The organism is Pseudomonas lutea, assembly GCF_000759445.1.
In the GTDB taxonomy this organism is placed as follows: domain Bacteria; phylum Pseudomonadota; class Gammaproteobacteria; order Pseudomonadales; family Pseudomonadaceae; genus Aquipseudomonas; species Aquipseudomonas lutea.
Genome location: NZ_JRMB01000001.1, coordinates 2,440,877 through 2,454,576, shown reverse-complemented (window position 1 = coordinate 2,454,576; position 13,700 = coordinate 2,440,877). Strand labels below are relative to the sequence as shown.

General features: G+C 59.2%; 16 protein-coding genes. 10 read left to right on the top strand and 6 right to left on the bottom strand.

Going from position 1 to position 13,700, the window contains the following annotated elements; all coding sequences use genetic code 11:
* Positions 1 to 153 precede the first annotated feature (153 nt).
* Together LT42_RS10525 and LT42_RS10520 are read left to right on the top strand one after the other, a co-directional pair.
* On the top strand, positions 154 to 1,506 hold the full coding sequence (locus LT42_RS10525; protein WP_037012177.1) for a DEAD/DEAH box helicase: 1,353 nt from the start codon (positions 154 to 156) through the stop codon (positions 1,504 to 1,506).
* A 125-nt stretch (positions 1,507 to 1,631) separates the two neighbouring features.
* Positions 1,632 to 1,955, top strand: coding sequence for a hypothetical protein (locus LT42_RS10520; RefSeq protein ID WP_037012175.1), 324 nt, complete (start codon positions 1,632 to 1,634; stop codon positions 1,953 to 1,955).
* A gap of 17 nt (positions 1,956 to 1,972) precedes the next feature.
* Here the strand turns inward: LT42_RS10520 and LT42_RS10515 are convergent, their stop codons facing one another.
* From LT42_RS10515 to LT42_RS10500, 4 genes are all read right to left on the bottom strand, one after another.
* Entirely contained in the window at positions 1,973 to 2,845 is an 873-nt protein-coding gene (locus tag LT42_RS10515; protein WP_037012173.1) for a DUF6279 family lipoprotein, read from the bottom strand.
* A 63-nt stretch (positions 2,846 to 2,908) separates the two neighbouring features.
* On the bottom strand, positions 2,909 to 3,652 hold the full coding sequence (locus LT42_RS10510) for a TorF family putative porin (protein WP_037012172.1): 744 nt from the start codon (positions 3,650 to 3,652) through the stop codon (positions 2,909 to 2,911).
* A 160-nt stretch (positions 3,653 to 3,812) separates the two neighbouring features.
* Positions 3,813 to 4,298 (bottom strand): hypothetical protein, encoded by a 486-nt coding sequence (locus LT42_RS10505; protein ID WP_037012171.1) that lies wholly within the window; start codon positions 4,296 to 4,298, stop codon positions 3,813 to 3,815.
* A gap of 197 nt (positions 4,299 to 4,495) precedes the next feature.
* Entirely contained in the window at positions 4,496 to 4,675 is a 180-nt protein-coding gene (locus LT42_RS10500; RefSeq protein WP_037012170.1) for a hypothetical protein, read from the bottom strand.
* Positions 4,676 to 5,058: 383 nt separating this feature from the next.
* Between LT42_RS10500 and LT42_RS10495 the strand changes: the two genes are divergently transcribed.
* On the top strand, positions 5,059 to 5,895 hold the full coding sequence (locus LT42_RS10495; RefSeq protein WP_037012169.1) for a CvfB family protein: 837 nt from the start codon (positions 5,059 to 5,061) through the stop codon (positions 5,893 to 5,895).
* Positions 5,896 to 5,956: 61 nt separating this feature from the next.
* On the opposite strand, the gene LT42_RS10490 is transcribed toward LT42_RS10495, so the two are convergent.
* Positions 5,957 to 6,337 carry a hypothetical protein gene (locus tag LT42_RS10490; RefSeq protein WP_037012167.1) on the bottom strand — a complete coding sequence of 127 codons (381 nt, stop codon included), beginning with the start codon at positions 6,335 to 6,337 and terminating at the stop codon, positions 5,957 to 5,959.
* A 445-nt stretch (positions 6,338 to 6,782) separates the two neighbouring features.
* On the opposite strand from LT42_RS10490, the gene LT42_RS10485 reads away from it, so the two are divergent.
* From LT42_RS10485 to def, 3 genes are all read left to right on the top strand, one after another.
* A complete protein-coding gene (locus LT42_RS10485) occupies positions 6,783 to 6,974 on the top strand; it encodes a CsbD family protein (protein WP_037012165.1) in 192 nt (63 codons plus the stop codon).
* Between the two features lie 267 nt (positions 6,975 to 7,241).
* The gene (locus LT42_RS10480; RefSeq protein ID WP_037012164.1) at positions 7,242 to 8,240 is read left to right on the top strand and encodes a YihY/virulence factor BrkB family protein; all 999 of its coding nucleotides are present in this window, start codon (positions 7,242 to 7,244) and stop codon (positions 8,238 to 8,240) included.
* An 85-nt stretch (positions 8,241 to 8,325) separates the two neighbouring features.
* Positions 8,326 to 8,865 carry a peptide deformylase gene (gene def, locus LT42_RS10475; protein ID WP_037012162.1) on the top strand — a complete coding sequence of 180 codons (540 nt, stop codon included), beginning with the start codon at positions 8,326 to 8,328 and terminating at the stop codon, positions 8,863 to 8,865.
* 852 nt (positions 8,866 to 9,717) lie between these two features.
* On the opposite strand, the gene LT42_RS10470 is transcribed toward def, so the two are convergent.
* Positions 9,718 to 10,125 carry a GNAT family N-acetyltransferase gene (locus LT42_RS10470; protein WP_037012160.1) on the bottom strand — a complete coding sequence of 136 codons (408 nt, stop codon included), beginning with the start codon at positions 10,123 to 10,125 and terminating at the stop codon, positions 9,718 to 9,720.
* A 113-nt stretch (positions 10,126 to 10,238) separates the two neighbouring features.
* Between LT42_RS10470 and LT42_RS10465 the strand changes: the two genes are divergently transcribed.
* From LT42_RS10465 to LT42_RS10450, 4 genes are all read left to right on the top strand, one after another.
* On the top strand, positions 10,239 to 11,180 hold the full coding sequence (locus tag LT42_RS10465) for a fatty acid desaturase (protein WP_037012159.1): 942 nt from the start codon (positions 10,239 to 10,241) through the stop codon (positions 11,178 to 11,180).
* A 15-nt stretch (positions 11,181 to 11,195) separates the two neighbouring features.
* A complete protein-coding gene (locus LT42_RS10460) occupies positions 11,196 to 11,987 on the top strand; it encodes a phosphate/phosphite/phosphonate ABC transporter substrate-binding protein (protein WP_037012156.1) in 792 nt (263 codons plus the stop codon).
* 114 nt (positions 11,988 to 12,101) lie between these two features.
* A complete protein-coding gene (locus LT42_RS10455) occupies positions 12,102 to 12,611 on the top strand; it encodes a sigma-70 family RNA polymerase sigma factor (RefSeq protein ID WP_037012154.1) in 510 nt (169 codons plus the stop codon).
* A gap of 58 nt (positions 12,612 to 12,669) precedes the next feature.
* Positions 12,670 to 13,683, top strand: coding sequence for an ABC transporter substrate-binding protein (locus LT42_RS10450; protein ID WP_037012152.1), 1,014 nt, complete (start codon positions 12,670 to 12,672; stop codon positions 13,681 to 13,683).
* The last annotated feature ends 17 nt before the right edge of the window (positions 13,684 to 13,700 follow it).

Here is a 13,700-nt window from a genome sequence, read left to right as displayed (position 1 = left end):
CGGGGCGCGATTAGAGCATTGTTGGGAAAGGGAGGGCAGTGCGGGGCAAATCCGGTAACAAAATAGGCCCTTTGAGCTAAAGACGCTCGGCGAATCGGGCTTAAACCGGTAACCTATGCGACTGTTTTTTTGTATTCCGCCGAGGTAACACCCGTGTTCTCCCAATTCGCCCTGCACGAACGCCTGCTAAAAGCCGTGGCCGAACTCAATTTCGTCGAGCCTACGCCTGTGCAAACAGCGGCCATTCCGCTGGCGCTGGAAGGGCACGATCTACGGGTGACGGCGCAGACCGGCAGCGGCAAGACTGCCGCGTTCGTATTGCCGATGCTCAATCGTCTGATGGGTCCGGCCAAGGTGCGTGTGGACATCCGCGCAGTGATCCTGTTGCCGACCCGCGAGCTGGCGCAGCAGACCCTCAAGGAAGTCGAGCGTTTCTCCCAGTTCACCTTCATCAAGGCCGGGCTGATTACCGGTGGCGAAGACTTCAAGGTTCAGGCCGCCATGCTGCGCAAGGTGCCGGACATCCTCATCGGCACGCCAGGCCGCCTGCTCGAACAACTCAACGCAGGCAACCTCGACCTCAAGCACGTCGAGCTGCTGGTGCTCGATGAAGCCGACCGCATGCTCGACATGGGCTTTGCCGAAGACGTCGAGCGTCTGGCTGGCGAATGCGCCAATCGTCAACAGACCATGCTGTTCTCGGCCACCACCGGCGGTTCGGGTCTGCGCGAAATGATCGGCAAGGTGCTGAAAGACCCTCAGCACCTGCAGGTCAACAGCGTGAGCGAGCTGGCCCCGGGCACCCGTCAGCAAATCATCACCGCCGACCACAACGTTCACAAAGAGCAGGTCCTCAATTGGCTGCTCGCCAACGAGACCTACCAGAAAGCCATCATCTTCACCAACACCCGCGCCATGGCCGACCGTATCTATGGGCGTCTGGTGGCGCTTGAGTACAAAGCGTTCGTGCTGCACGGCGACAAGGACCAGAAGGACCGCAAGCTGGCGATCGATCGTCTGAAGCAGGGCGGCGTGAAGATTCTGGTAGCCACCGACGTCGCGGCCCGTGGTCTGGACGTCGACGGCCTGGACATGGTCATCAACTTCGACATGCCGCGCACCGGTGATGACTACGTTCACCGTATCGGCCGTACTGGCCGGGCGGGCGGCGAAGGTCTGGCGATCTCGCTGATCACCCACGGTGACTGGAACCTCATGTCCAGCATCGAGCGCTACCTCAAGCAGAAATTCGAGCGCCGCACGATCAAGGAAGTCAAAGGCACCTACACCGGACCGAAGAAGGTCAAGGCGTCGGGCAAGGCTGTTGGCGTGAAGAAGAAAAAAACCGATGGCAAAGGTGACAAGAAGGGCGACAAAAAGAAGGCCGTCGCCAAGGGGCCGACCAAGCGCAAGTCGGTGAATCGCCCGAAAGCCGAGTCTTTGGTCAGTCAGGACGGGATGGCGCCGCTGAAAAAGCGCGTCACGCGCCCGCCGGTCGCTGAATAACGCCGGTTTCTGCCACCGCCAGCCTGCTGAACGGCTGGCGCTCCGCTGGGTCACATCCACAGAGCATCAAGCCCGATGACCGGATGTCACGGGTATTGCCCTGTTGGCCCACTGGAGGTTGAGATATGTCCAAACGATACGACTGGGACGTGATCGAGCGTCTGTTGCACGACGTTCAAAACAGCGTCGCAAGCGCCGATGCATCAGAGGCGTCTGCCACCGAATTGAAAGCATTGTTGCTTGAACGTGGGTTCATTGCCGCTCACACCAGTGGTGCAGGCGGGAATGGCCAAGGCGCCAGCCTTACCCCCCGAGGCGCAAGCTTGCTGGCGATGATCGACAGCAGCATCCCGGGCAATGACCATCCGCGTCAGGTGCTGGATGAACAGGGCGATGCGCTGGATACGGCGACCTTTGATGAAGTGGCCTCCAAGGCGCAGATCGCCTGACTCTCAAAGCGTCCTGATCAGGACGCTTTTTTCATGCTCTTGTAGCAACTCAAATCTGTGAAATCCTTGCGCACGTCGGCGATCTTGGTCAGCAGCTTCTGCCGTTGATCGTCGGTGCTCTGCGCCATCAAGTCGGTGATCAGCGAGATGGCCGCCTGCTCGGTGTGGTCGTAGGCCGTGCGGTATTCGGGCGTCCAGAAGGTCTGCCGGTCCTGCAACAGGCTGGCGATCTTCTGATCGAAGCCCGGAGCATTGCGCTGTTTGACTGCGGTCAGTAGCAGCGACTGCCAGTGCGCGCGGTTGTCGATCCATACGCGGTTTTGTTCGCCCAGGGAGGTCGACCACTGCACCACTCGCGCATGCTGTGCGGGGTTCAGCTTGCCTATCCAGGGTGTCAGCCTTTTCTCCATGCGTTCGGCACGATCGCGAATCTGCCGATCCAGTGGCTGGTCCACGTATTCGTCCTCATGCTTGCGCAGGTCCTTGGCGAACGCGGCCTGCATTTCGCCCACTTGCTGATCGTCCAGCTGGCGAAGCAGCTCGACCGCCGATGGCGTGATTTCCCTGGAAAGGGTGGCGATGGCTTGCCGCGCTTCAGCGGTGCGCGCCTTGAGCTGGTCTTCGTTGACCTGGTTGTCCCGGACCATCGCTTCCAGGCGGTCCAGCCAGTCAAGGTAGCCGGGAATCTGGGTGGTGCAGTGCCAGCTCAGATGCTCCTTCAGGCGTTCATCGAGCCAGTCTTTCTGCGAAGCGTTCATGTCCAGGTAGTCGTTGAGCGACCAGGGAATGATGAAGTCCAGATGCCGATACGTCAGACCGATCTGACTGCACCCTGCCAACAGCGCCAGGCTCAGCCACAGCGTAAAACAGGTCTTCAACACAATGCCCATGACAGCTCCTTGCCGGTTCGTCTCCCAGTTATAGAGCAAGTCAGGTCATGGCGGTTCAGCCGATCAGAAAAACGAACGCACAACCTTGAGCGTGACCGTGCTTTCGCATTGGGTGTTGTGCCCGCTGTAGGCGCTGCAATCTGCGCCGGTCAGGCTGGAGCCGCTGTACATCAGGTTCATGTCCATGCCCAGCACAGGGCGCGACACGTTGAACGACCAGTCGCTGTAGGCGTTGACCACGCCGCCGCCGTCAATGACCGAAGGGGAGTCGAGTTGGTGATTGCCGTACTGCATGCGCAGGTCAAGGCCCAGCGGAATCACGCTGCCAAGGTCCAGGAACAACGTGCTGTCCTGGCGCCCGGCGTCGGTGCTGAAAGCGGTGCCAATGCGGCTGTCAAAGATGCGGAAGCCGGCATACAGCTCGTGGCTGTCGAGCTGATCGGTATTCGGGTAGCTGTAGCGGATAACGCCCAACTCATAACCGAGGGTTTTGTCGAACGGCTTTTTGAACCCCATGTAGGAGTCGACTTCCAGCGAAGTATCTGGCGCCAGCCCTGTGCTGGGTGACCATTGGCCGAAGTAGAAGCCGCTTTCGTGAGTCAGGTCGAGCCCGCCATGGAATTTTGAATCGCCACCACTCGGGGTGACCAGGCCCTGGGCCATGGTCCGGCTTGGCGTTGTGCCGAGCTTGAGGCTGAAGTCGCCCAGCTCGCGCTCGATCACCTGAGCGCTGGCGGTGTGGTGCATAAGGGTGGCGCAGGCGAACACCGCACCGGTCCAACGGGTAAAACAGCGAGCATGGGGCATGCTTCACTCCTTTCAGGTTCAGAGGAGTGGGTCGGAGGTCTTTATCCAGAAGCCGGAAGGCCAGACAAGAACCGCGAGCTAGAGCGTCGCAAGGATACCGCTGATTGACGATCTCTCGCGACCATTGGTCGATTCAATGCAGATGCACCGGATATAGCGATCAGTTTCTGGGGGAAACCAGCTGATTGACGACGATCAGCGCCTGGGGGAACGAGGGATAGCCACTCGTGGCCACGTCCAGCTTGTCGTACCTGGCACGGTAGGCGCTGGCCTTGTCCGGGTCTTGCGTTCCAGCGCGTTGCGCCAGGAGCGCGATGGCCAGCGGGTAATTGTCATCGGCAGCATCGTTGAGCTTGTCGTCCACCAACGCCGGGCTGGCATTCTGGCGCACCAGCAAGATCGCCTGATAAAACGCCGCTTCGCCCGTCGTGTCATCCCGGGCTGCCCGCTCAAGCAAGGCGCTGGCGAGCTCGTCATTCTCCGGGCGACGCTCGTTGAGCAGCAGCTTGGCCTGGAGCATGTCGTTCTGATACAGCAGATAGTCAACACGACAGGCACTGCCCGCCTGGCTGGTGTCACAACCGTGAGTCGCACAGCCCGCCAGCCCGAGGCTTAACAAGGCACCGATGATCATCCGTTTGTTCATGACTGTTTTCCGCAGAGACGTCAGCAGATCAGCGCATCGTCCGTTCATTCGCCATGGTCGTGCACAGTGCTGCGAAGAGGCAACAAGGTGCGCTGTGTGACGAAAGAGTAAAGCAGAGCTTTGTGAAGCGAGGAGCGATGGACCTGGCGCCTTGTGATCAAAGCGCCTGGATGTCGACCGCGGAGGCGGGAGAAAATTTACTTTTTGCCGAGGGAGATCTGCTTGGACGGGCCGAAGGTCTGGCCGCTGACACCTTTGGCGATTTGCTGGATCTCGCCACCGGATTTCAGAAAAGCTGCAATTTGTGCGTTGATCGAATCGCTGGTTTCAACGGCAGGAGCTGGTTTGGCTTTCGAATTGGATGCTTTTACACGCATGGCTGCAATTGACCTATATAAATTTAATACGGCCGGCCATCCTATCGGAATCAGGCACAAATTGCTTGGTAATTATCGGGCGACCGGACAGTGGGGAATGAATAATTCCCGGGCAATCTGGTTGTGATCACACGACTAAATGCCTGTTTTAATTGCATTGTTTGACTTTGGAGTCAGGCGGAAGCGCACAGGCGCTCACCTTCTGAGCAGATTCGATAACCTGACGAATGGCCTTGGCCAGCCTTGGTCACGGCAAGCGGCATGAGCGGCGCTTCATTTATTGTGGTGTGGCCGAAGGGACCGCACAGCCATGTCAAAGGGCGAAGCCAAATGCAGGCGGGAATTCGGGTAGAATGCCGCCGACGTAACGAGGGTATCTGCACATGGCTTTAGTCGGGCGCTACAACAGTTTGCAAGTGGTTAAACACACCAACTTCGGTTTATATCTGGACGGGGCGCAGGACGGCGAGATATTGCTGCCCAATCGATATATTCCCAAAGACATTCCCAGCGAAGATGAAGACTGGCTCAACGTTTTCATTTATCTGGACAGCGATGACAAATTGATCGCTACCACCGAGAAGCCAAAAGTTCAGGTGGGCGAATTTGCCAGCCTCAAAGTGGTTGAGGTCAACAGCATTGGTATCTTTCTGGACTGGGGATTGCCCAAGGATCTGCTGCTGCCGTACTCGGAAGAAAAGCGACCGTTGAAGGCTGGTGATTACTGCGTTGTGCATGTCTATCTCGACAAGCACACCCGGCGGATCACGGCGACCACGCGTCTGGATCGTTACCTGGATAAAACGCTGGCCAATTACGCGGTCGGTCAGGAAGTCGATTTGCTGGTGGCCGAAGAGACCGCGATGGGCTTCAAGGCGATTATCAATAACAAACACTGGGGCCTGATTCACAAGAACGAGGTGTTCAAGTTCCTGCGTTCGGGTAAACAGGAAAAAGGCTTCATCAAGGAAGTGCGCAGCGACGGCAATATCAGCCTGAGTCTGCAGCCGGTGGGCGAGCAGCTTGCCAGCAGCCTGAACGCGCAGATCCTCGGCAAGTTGCGCGACAACAACGGTGTGTTGCCGGTCAGTGACAAAAGCGATCCGCAGGTCATCAGCAACCTGTTCGGGGTCAGCAAAGGCAACTTCAAGAAAGCGATCGGCGCGCTGTACAAGCAGGGCCAGATCGTCATTCACGCTGACCGCATCGAGCTGGTCTGACGTGAGAGCAAGCCGCAGCGCCGGTGAGCCGGGCTGCGGTTTTTACATCATTTCCCGCTGTTTAATTCTGCACGAAAGCCGCGAAGCTCAGGTTCGCGCCGTTCGGGCGCATGTCCTTCAAGTACGAATCCTTGTCTGCCGAGAGCTCTAGGCTCACGGTGGATTTGCGCTTGCCTTCGTTGCGGATGACCACGCCGTCTTTCTGCTCGCGCAGGAACTTGGTTGTCACTTTGAGGTGAATCAACTCGTCGGTGGCCGGTGTGTGCAACAGCAGGTGCAGCCACTCGTACTGACCCACTGCCAGGCGGCTCATGGGCAAGTCGAACCACCAGATATTGCGCTTGGGGTCGAGAACCGCGAAATGCGTGTTGTTGGTGCCGAGCACGGCGCCGCCGAGCTGTTCGTTACGGCGGGCAATGGCCTGCTGCTTGTCGAGTTTCATAACATTCCTGAATCGCTGTCTCGTCAACCGGGGCCAGCGCCATTGAGCGCGTCCGGTTCGGTCGGGCATTCTCCGAGGTTCCGGGGCAAACATAAAGTCAAAATTGGTGCAGGTCGCCGTCTTGTCTCCAGCTATCACCCGACCGTTGCAGTGCCCGCAATGTTCACGGTAGGCGGTGAGATGCAGGAGCGCGCCCGCCCGCGAATGCTTCATTTCAGGCGATACATGCGCTGGGCCTGGAACGCCTTCGCGGAAAACCGCGCTCCTGCAGGGCCCGGATCAATAGGCGGACATTCATAATGGGAGTCGCCGGATTCGCGGGCTGATCAACCCGCCGTGACCTCCAATCAATCCGTTTGAGAATTCATTGAACCTCTGATCGCAGGCTTCGGTCAGTTCTAGTGTCGAGACAATGACATCCTATTCTCACCCTGGAGTGAACCCTATGAGCAGCACCGGCGATAAAGTCAAAGGCATGGCTAACGAAGCAGTGGGCAATATCAAGCAGGGCGTCGGTAAAGCGACCGACAACGACAAACTGCGCGCAGAAGGCAAGGCGCAGGAAGTCAAAGGCGAAGCCCAGCAGACTGTTGGCGACGCAAAAGACGCCGTGAAGAAAGGCGTAGACAAGGTCTAAATCCCTTGCGCCGGCGGCTGTAGCGCTCCCGGCGAGCTGATTTGAATCACCGTAACGGCCATCCTTTGATGGCCGTTATTGTTTGTGTCACCGGTAGCTGGAAACTCAACAACGCTGGCCAACCGGGAAGGCTAAGGGTAAAAAGCCGGGCACTGCGGGCGGCCGACGGAATTTCAACGCGTTTGCCTGCTCGTATGCTTAGCGCCTGTAGATGCGTTCGAATTGAAAAATAGGCTTGGGCTACATCTGTGTCGCGAAGGAGACGCCATGATATTCCCGGAATTGCGCCAGCTCAGTGTCAAAACAGTGTTGGTCAGAACGGTCAAAGAGTTTCTCGATGACGAGATGTCGACGTACGCCTCGGCACTGGCCTACCAGATGCTGTTTTCGTTGTTCCCCTTCCTGCTGTTCCTCATCGCCCTGATCGGCTTCCTGCACCTGCCGGACTTTTTCAGCTGGTTGCGACTGCAATCCGAGCTCGTGCTCCCGCCGCAGGCGCTGGACCAAGTGAACCCGGTCATCGACCAGCTACAGCAGTCCAAAGGCGGCTTGTTGTCGATCGGTATCGTCATCGCCCTCTGGACCGCCTCTGCCGGCGTGAGGCTGATGATGAGCGCAATGAATGCTGCGTATGACGTGGTGGAAGCCCGTCCGGCCTGGAAGCGCATTCCATTGTCGGTGTTCTATACCATCGGCATCGCCGGCATGCTGCTGACCGTGGCGGCGTTGATGGTGACAGGTCCGCAGGTCATGAACTGGCTCGCTGCACAGATCGGCATGGAAGACTTCATCGTCACCTTGTGGACGATCCTGCGCTGGCCGCTGATCATCATGCTGCTGATGGTGGCAGTTGCAATCATGTATTACGTGATGCCGGACGTTAAGCAGAGCTTCCGGTTCATCACCCCGGGCTCGGTCCTGGCGGTGGTGGTCTGGATTGTCGCGTCGCTGGGTTTTGCCTATTACGTGAAGACCTTCGCCGATTACAACGCGATGTACGGCAGCATCGGGGCGATCATCGTCTTGCTGTTGTATTTCTACATCTCGGCAGCGGTATTGCTGCTGGGCGCAGAAATGAATGCGGTGATCGAGCACATGTCAGCCGAAGGCAAGGACAAGGGCGAGAAGGAAGAAGGCGAGCGTGACACCGTGGCCAATGTAGAGACGGTGCACATCAAGCAGCACGTATCCGGGCTTGGCCGTGACCATAGCCATGATCACGATTACACGCCTGTGCCGCCGACGCTGAAGACCGATAAATTCTGATAACGCTTGCGACAAGGGTTCCGCTTCGGGGCCCTTGCTCCTTGTCGGTTACCCCTTGCTCCTTGCCCGTTACATAGGTGCCGCAATGATTCGTGAAATTCTGAAAATGGGTGACGAGCGTTTGTTGCGTATCGCACCGCCTGTCCCTGAATCGATGTTTGGCTCCCGGGAGTTGAAAACCCTCATCGAGGACATGTTTGAAACCATGGAGAGTGTCGGCGGCGTGGGTCTGGCCGCCCCGCAAATCGGCATTGATCTGCAGTTGGTCATCTTCGGCTTCGAACGCAGTGAGCGTTACCCCGATGCAGAGGCGGTGCCGCAGACCATTTTGCTCAACCCGTTGATTACGCCGCTGGAGCAGACGCTGGAGGAGGGTTGGGAAGGCTGCCTGTCAGTGCCCGGCCTGCGCGGTGTGGTGGATCGATACGAGCACATTCGCTACGAAGGCTTCGACCCTGACGGTCATCGTATCCAGCGCGAAGCCCGAGGGTTCCATGCGCGCGTTGTTCAGCACGAATGCGATCACCTGATCGGGCGCTTATACCCTTCGAGGATCACCGACTTCAGCCGGTTCGGGTTTATCGAAGTGTTGTTCCCGGGGATGGACCCGAACAGCGACGAATGAAGGCCAAAAAGACGCAGAGCCCTACCACGACGCAGACCCGTTGTAGGAGCCCGCTTGCCCGCGAATGCGTAGTGTCAGCCGCCATTGATGCCAATGACCCACCGCGTTCGCCAGCAAGCCGGCTCCTACGGATCTGGGGCAGCTGCAATTTCTAAAAACGACGCAGAGCCTTACACGACGCAGACCCCTTGTAGGAGCGCGCTTGCCCGCGAATGCGTAGTGTCAGCCGCCATTGATGCCAATGACCCACCGCGTTCGCCAGCAAGCCGGCTCCTACGGATCTGACCTGACTTCAAAAATTTGAGTGATTGTTGCCAATTCGTGCACTGCCCGCACCCTCTCAAAAGTGACGCAAACTGGTGTAGGAGCGCGCTTGCCCGCGAATGCGGAGTGCCAGCCGCCATTGATGCCGATGACCCACCGCGTTCGCCAGCAAGCCGGCTCCTACGGATCTGGGGCAGCTGCAATTTCTAAAAACGATGCAGAGCCTTACACAACGCAGACCCCTTGTAGGAGCGCGCTTGCCCGCGAATGCGGTGGGTCAGCCGCCATTGATGCCAATGACCCACCGCGTTCGCCAGCAAGCCGGCTCCTACGGATCTGACCTGACTTCAAAAATTTGAGTGATTGTTGCCAATTCGTGCACTGCCCGCACCCTCTCAAAAGTGACGCAAACTGGTGTAGGAGCGCGCTTGCCCGCGAATGCGGAGTGCCAGCCGCCATTGATGCCGATGACCCACCGCGTTCGCCAGCAAGCCGGCTCCTACAGTCGACACTTATTCAAGCGCGTTACTGCCGTGATCTTCATTCCAGCGCGCTCCCGCAGGTGATCTATTAAACCGCACCCACAGGTCAAACGCGGACGAAGGCAATCAGCTGTTTGCTCTGTCGGTAGCGGGCGAGTCTTTCAGCGAGCGGTGGTGGCAGGTCGGTTGCCTCAGCAAAGCCAAGCCGCTGATAAAATCCGCCAAGTTCGGGTTCGCAAAATAACCAGACATCGCCATTCGTTGCTGCCAGGGCCGCCGCCACCAGGCCCGCGGCGACGCCGCGTCCGCGCTCGGTCGGTGCGACGAAGAGCCCGGTCAGCCAGTGCCCATCAGCAGCAGGTGTCAGGCACAGGCCGCCGACAATCTCGGAAGTCCGCGCAACCCACAGCTGCGCCTCGCCTCTGGCGCGCATGGGCGAGCGATGCGCTCGGTAGAATTTCGCCAGCAGCGGGCGCTGCAAATCGGGAAGTGGCAGAAACAACATGGCGGGCATGTGCGGTATCAGCGGGGGAATGGCGCATGGTTCTACCGTCATAACCATTTGGTCTACAAGTTTTTTCCGAGCCGTTGCACAAGGGTTTATCAGCCCGAATGCAGGAACCGGCAATGCCCAACTACCTGGACGACGCGCAGCGCGAAGAAATCGTGCGCTTGCGTGCAAGCTTTACAGGCCGCACGGAATGGCCGACATGGTTGTTGCTGGTCGGCGTGTACACAGGCTGGCCAGCGTTGCTGCTTGCCAGCCCACACTTGGGGGCGTCGCTGAGCACGCTGTTGATGATTCCCCTGCTGGTGCTGTGGATGTCGGTGCAGCATGAGGTCCTGCACGGCCATCCGACGCGCTCGCTGAGATTGAACAAAGCGCTGGGCTACGCGCCGTTGGCGGTCTGGTACCCGTACACCCTTTACCGTGACACGCACATGCAGCATCACCGTGATGAAGACCTGACTGTGCCCGGTCGCGACCCGGAAAGCCGTTACCTGAGCGAGTTGCAGTGGAAGCAGACTGGCACCTTGATGCGCGTCCTCCGTTGGCTCGACAAGACCCCGCCGGGGCGTCTGGTGTTCGGCGTGCCATTGGCCCTGAGCAGCCTGTTCGTCGGCGAAACCCGGCGGCTGCTGCGAGGCAAGCGTCAGGCCTGGCTCATGTGGTCCACCCATGGCTTCTTCTTGATCCTGACGTTCACGTTCATCGAGCGTTACAGCGCGATGTCCGCAGTGCATTACCTGCTTTTCTGCAGCGTGCCGGCGCTGGCGGTATCGATGGTGCGTTCCTATTACGAGCATCGCCCTGGCGAACAACCTCAGGAGCGCACCGTGATCAACGAAGCGTCGTGGCCATGGGCGTGGCTGTTCCTCAATCTGAACCTGCATCTGGTGCATCATGATTTGCCCGGCTTGTCGTGGTATCACATGCCCCGGGTTTACCGGGCGCGGCGTGAGCAATGGCTGGCGCGCAGCGGCGGGTTTCTGGTGGCCGGTTACGCTGAACTCTTTCGTCGCCACAGCTTCAATCCTATCGACAGTCCGCAACATCCCTACGTCTGAAGCGGAAACCAGAACATGCAAACGGGCTTTGCCGAACTCCTGATGTACGTGGCCCCGCAACGCATTGAGCAGGCGCAACACCAGTGGCTGCAGCAAATAACCCGAATCCTCGGGGTCGAGCGACTGGATGCGCAGGCTGCGGGGCTGGCGTCGGACCTCATGGCGCTGTGGCTGTCGCCGCAACTGCTGCTGACGCAAACCTGTGGCTATCCGCTGATGACGGCGCTGCGCGGCAAGGTCCAGGTCGTTGGCCGTCCTGTTTACCAGTTGCCTCACAGTAACGAAGGCGCCCATTGCAGCCTGTTGGTCGCGCGCGCGGACGATTCTCGCCAGACCCTTGAGGCGTTCCGCGGCAGCCACGGCCTTGTTAATTCCCGGGACTCGAACTCCGGCATGAACCTGTTCCGTCACGCCTTGGCGCCGCTCCAGCGAGAAGGGCGGTTCTTCGCCGATACCATGCTCACCGGTGGCCATCGCAACAGCCTTGCCCGGATCAAGGCGGGCGAGGGCGACCTTGCGGCCATTGACAGCGTCACGTTCGATTACCTGGCCCGCGACGAAAGCGATGAAGTCGCCGGCCTGAAAGTCGTTGCTCGCACGGCGCCCGGACCTTGCCTGCCCTACATCACCCGCCTGGGTGCCGACGCAGCGGCCATCCGTCTGACAATGAATCAGGCATTGCTCGAACACCCGGAGGTCGCGGCGGCATTGGCGATCAGGGAAGTGCTGCCTGCGAGTGAAGCCGACTACGAGGTGTTGCTCGATTACCAGCGCCAGGCGGCATCGCTCGGCCTACATGAGGTCTGATTATTCCAGAACGGTCTATCAGTTCGCCTTTTAGGTATTTTTACTGCATAACTGCGCTTGCTAGGATGCCCCCAACAAACTCCCGACGACACGACTCAGGGCAGGGGATGTTCGATGACCGGTGCCGATCCTACGCATAGCAACTATGTAAGCGAGCTTTTTGCCCAGCACCACGGCTGGTTGTGTCTGCGCATTCGCCGTTGGGTGGACAGCATGCAAACCGCCGAAGACATCGCGTCCGACACCTTCCTGCAAGTGCTCGCTGCACCCAACGTTGTGCCGATCCGTGATCCGCGTGCGTTGCTGACCACCATTGCCCAACGCCTGGTCTATGAGCACTGGCGGCGACGTGACCAGGAGCGCGGCTACCTGCAAGGAGTGTCCCAAGAGGCCTCGGTTTCCTCCGCATCGGTAGAAAGCCATGCGGCCACGCTGCAAATTCTTGACCGCCTGGACCGCCGCCTCGACCGCCTGCCAGTGAAGATCAAATCGACCTTTGTGCTGTCACGGCGCGGCGGTCTGACCTACCCTGAAATTGCCGCGCACCTAGGCATTTCGCAGCGTTCGGTGAGCGACTACATGGATCAGGCTGAAACCTGTTGCCGCCGCGCTTGTCTGGAGTAAAGCGTGCGCTGTGCCCAACCGAACGAGCTTTTCCCATCCCTGAGCGACGAGAGACCTCATGACACCAATCAAAAAACTGCTGGGCGGCTCGCTGCTTGCACTGGCGGCCCTCACCGGCTCGGCGCACGGCGCAGACAAAACGGCGCCCATTCATTTCGGTGACATCACGTGGGAGAGTGGCAGCCTGATCACCGAAATCCTGCGCACCATCGTAGAGAAGGGCTACGGGTATCCCACTGACAAGCTGCCGGGTAGCACGGTCAGCCTGGAAGCGGCGCTGGCGAAAAACGACATTCAGGTGATCGGCGAAGAGTGGGCCGGTCGCAGCCCTGCGTGGGTCAAGGCCGAGGCGGAAGGCAAGGTGCATGGCCTGGGCGACATCGTCAAAGGCGCGACCGAAGGCTGGTGGGTGCCGGAATTCGTGATCAAGGGCGATCCGGAGCGCGGTATCAAGCCGCTGGCGCCGGACCTGAAATCGGTGGCGGACCTGCCCAAGTACAAAGACGTTTTCAAGGACCCTGAGTCCCCGGACAAGGGCCGCTTCCTCAACAGCCCGACCGGCTGGACCTCGGAGATCGTCAATACGCAGAAGCTCAAGGCGTACAAGCTCAACGACAGCTACGTGAACTTCCGCACCGGCTCCGGTGCGGCGCTGGATGCGGAAGTCGCTTCGTCGATTCGTCGCGGCAAGCCCGTGCTGTTTTACTACTGGTCACCGACGCCGCTGCTCGGTCGCTTCAAGCTGATCAAGCTTGAGGAGCCGCCGTTCAACGAAGCCGCCTGGAAAACCCTCGCCGACGCCAGCAACCCGAACCCCATCGGTTCGAGTTCTCTGGCTGCGCACCTGGCCATCGGCGTGTCGGAGCCGTTCCGCCAGCAGTACCCGGACCTGGTGAGCTTCTTTGAAAAAGTCGACCTGCCGATCGACCAGTTGAACAAGACCCTCGGCGAGATGAGCGAAAAGCGCCAGGAGCCTTCCGTTGTGGCGAAAAGCTTTTTGAAAGACCACCCGGACGTCTGGTCCAAGTGGGTGCCTGCGGACGTCGCCAAGAAGGTGACGGCGGGCCTGTAAGCGGGGGCCGTTCAGGC

Bases quoted from the DNA above. Each gene is read 5' to 3' on its own strand.
- LT42_RS10500 (WP_037012170.1), bottom strand. From the start codon at position 4,675: ATGCGTGTAAAAGCATCCAATTCGAAAGCCAAACCAGCTCCTGCCGTT.
- LT42_RS10515 (WP_037012173.1), bottom strand. From the start codon at position 2,845: ATGGGCATTGTGTTGAAGACCTGTTTTACGCTGTGGCTGAGCCTGGCG.
- LT42_RS10480 (WP_037012164.1), top strand. From the start codon at position 7,242: ATGATATTCCCGGAATTGCGCCAGCTCAGTGTCAAAACAGTGTTGGTC.
- LT42_RS10495 (WP_037012169.1), top strand. From the start codon at position 5,059: ATGGCTTTAGTCGGGCGCTACAACAGTTTGCAAGTGGTTAAACACACC.
- LT42_RS10465 (WP_037012159.1), top strand. From the start codon at position 10,239: ATGCCCAACTACCTGGACGACGCGCAGCGCGAAGAAATCGTGCGCTTG.
- LT42_RS10455 (WP_037012154.1), top strand. From the start codon at position 12,102: ATGACCGGTGCCGATCCTACGCATAGCAACTATGTAAGCGAGCTTTTT.
- def (WP_037012162.1), top strand. From the start codon at position 8,326: ATGATTCGTGAAATTCTGAAAATGGGTGACGAGCGTTTGTTGCGTATC.
- LT42_RS10510 (WP_037012172.1), bottom strand. From the start codon at position 3,652: ATGCCCCATGCTCGCTGTTTTACCCGTTGGACCGGTGCGGTGTTCGCC.
- LT42_RS10450 (WP_037012152.1), top strand. From the start codon at position 12,670: ATGACACCAATCAAAAAACTGCTGGGCGGCTCGCTGCTTGCACTGGCG.
- LT42_RS10485 (WP_037012165.1), top strand. From the start codon at position 6,783: ATGAGCAGCACCGGCGATAAAGTCAAAGGCATGGCTAACGAAGCAGTG.
- LT42_RS10505 (WP_037012171.1), bottom strand. From the start codon at position 4,298: ATGAACAAACGGATGATCATCGGTGCCTTGTTAAGCCTCGGGCTGGCG.
- LT42_RS10460 (WP_037012156.1), top strand. From the start codon at position 11,196: ATGCAAACGGGCTTTGCCGAACTCCTGATGTACGTGGCCCCGCAACGC.
- LT42_RS10520 (WP_037012175.1), top strand. From the start codon at position 1,632: ATGTCCAAACGATACGACTGGGACGTGATCGAGCGTCTGTTGCACGAC.
- LT42_RS10490 (WP_037012167.1), bottom strand. From the start codon at position 6,337: ATGAAACTCGACAAGCAGCAGGCCATTGCCCGCCGTAACGAACAGCTC.
- LT42_RS10470 (WP_037012160.1), bottom strand. From the start codon at position 10,125: ATGCCCGCCATGTTGTTTCTGCCACTTCCCGATTTGCAGCGCCCGCTG.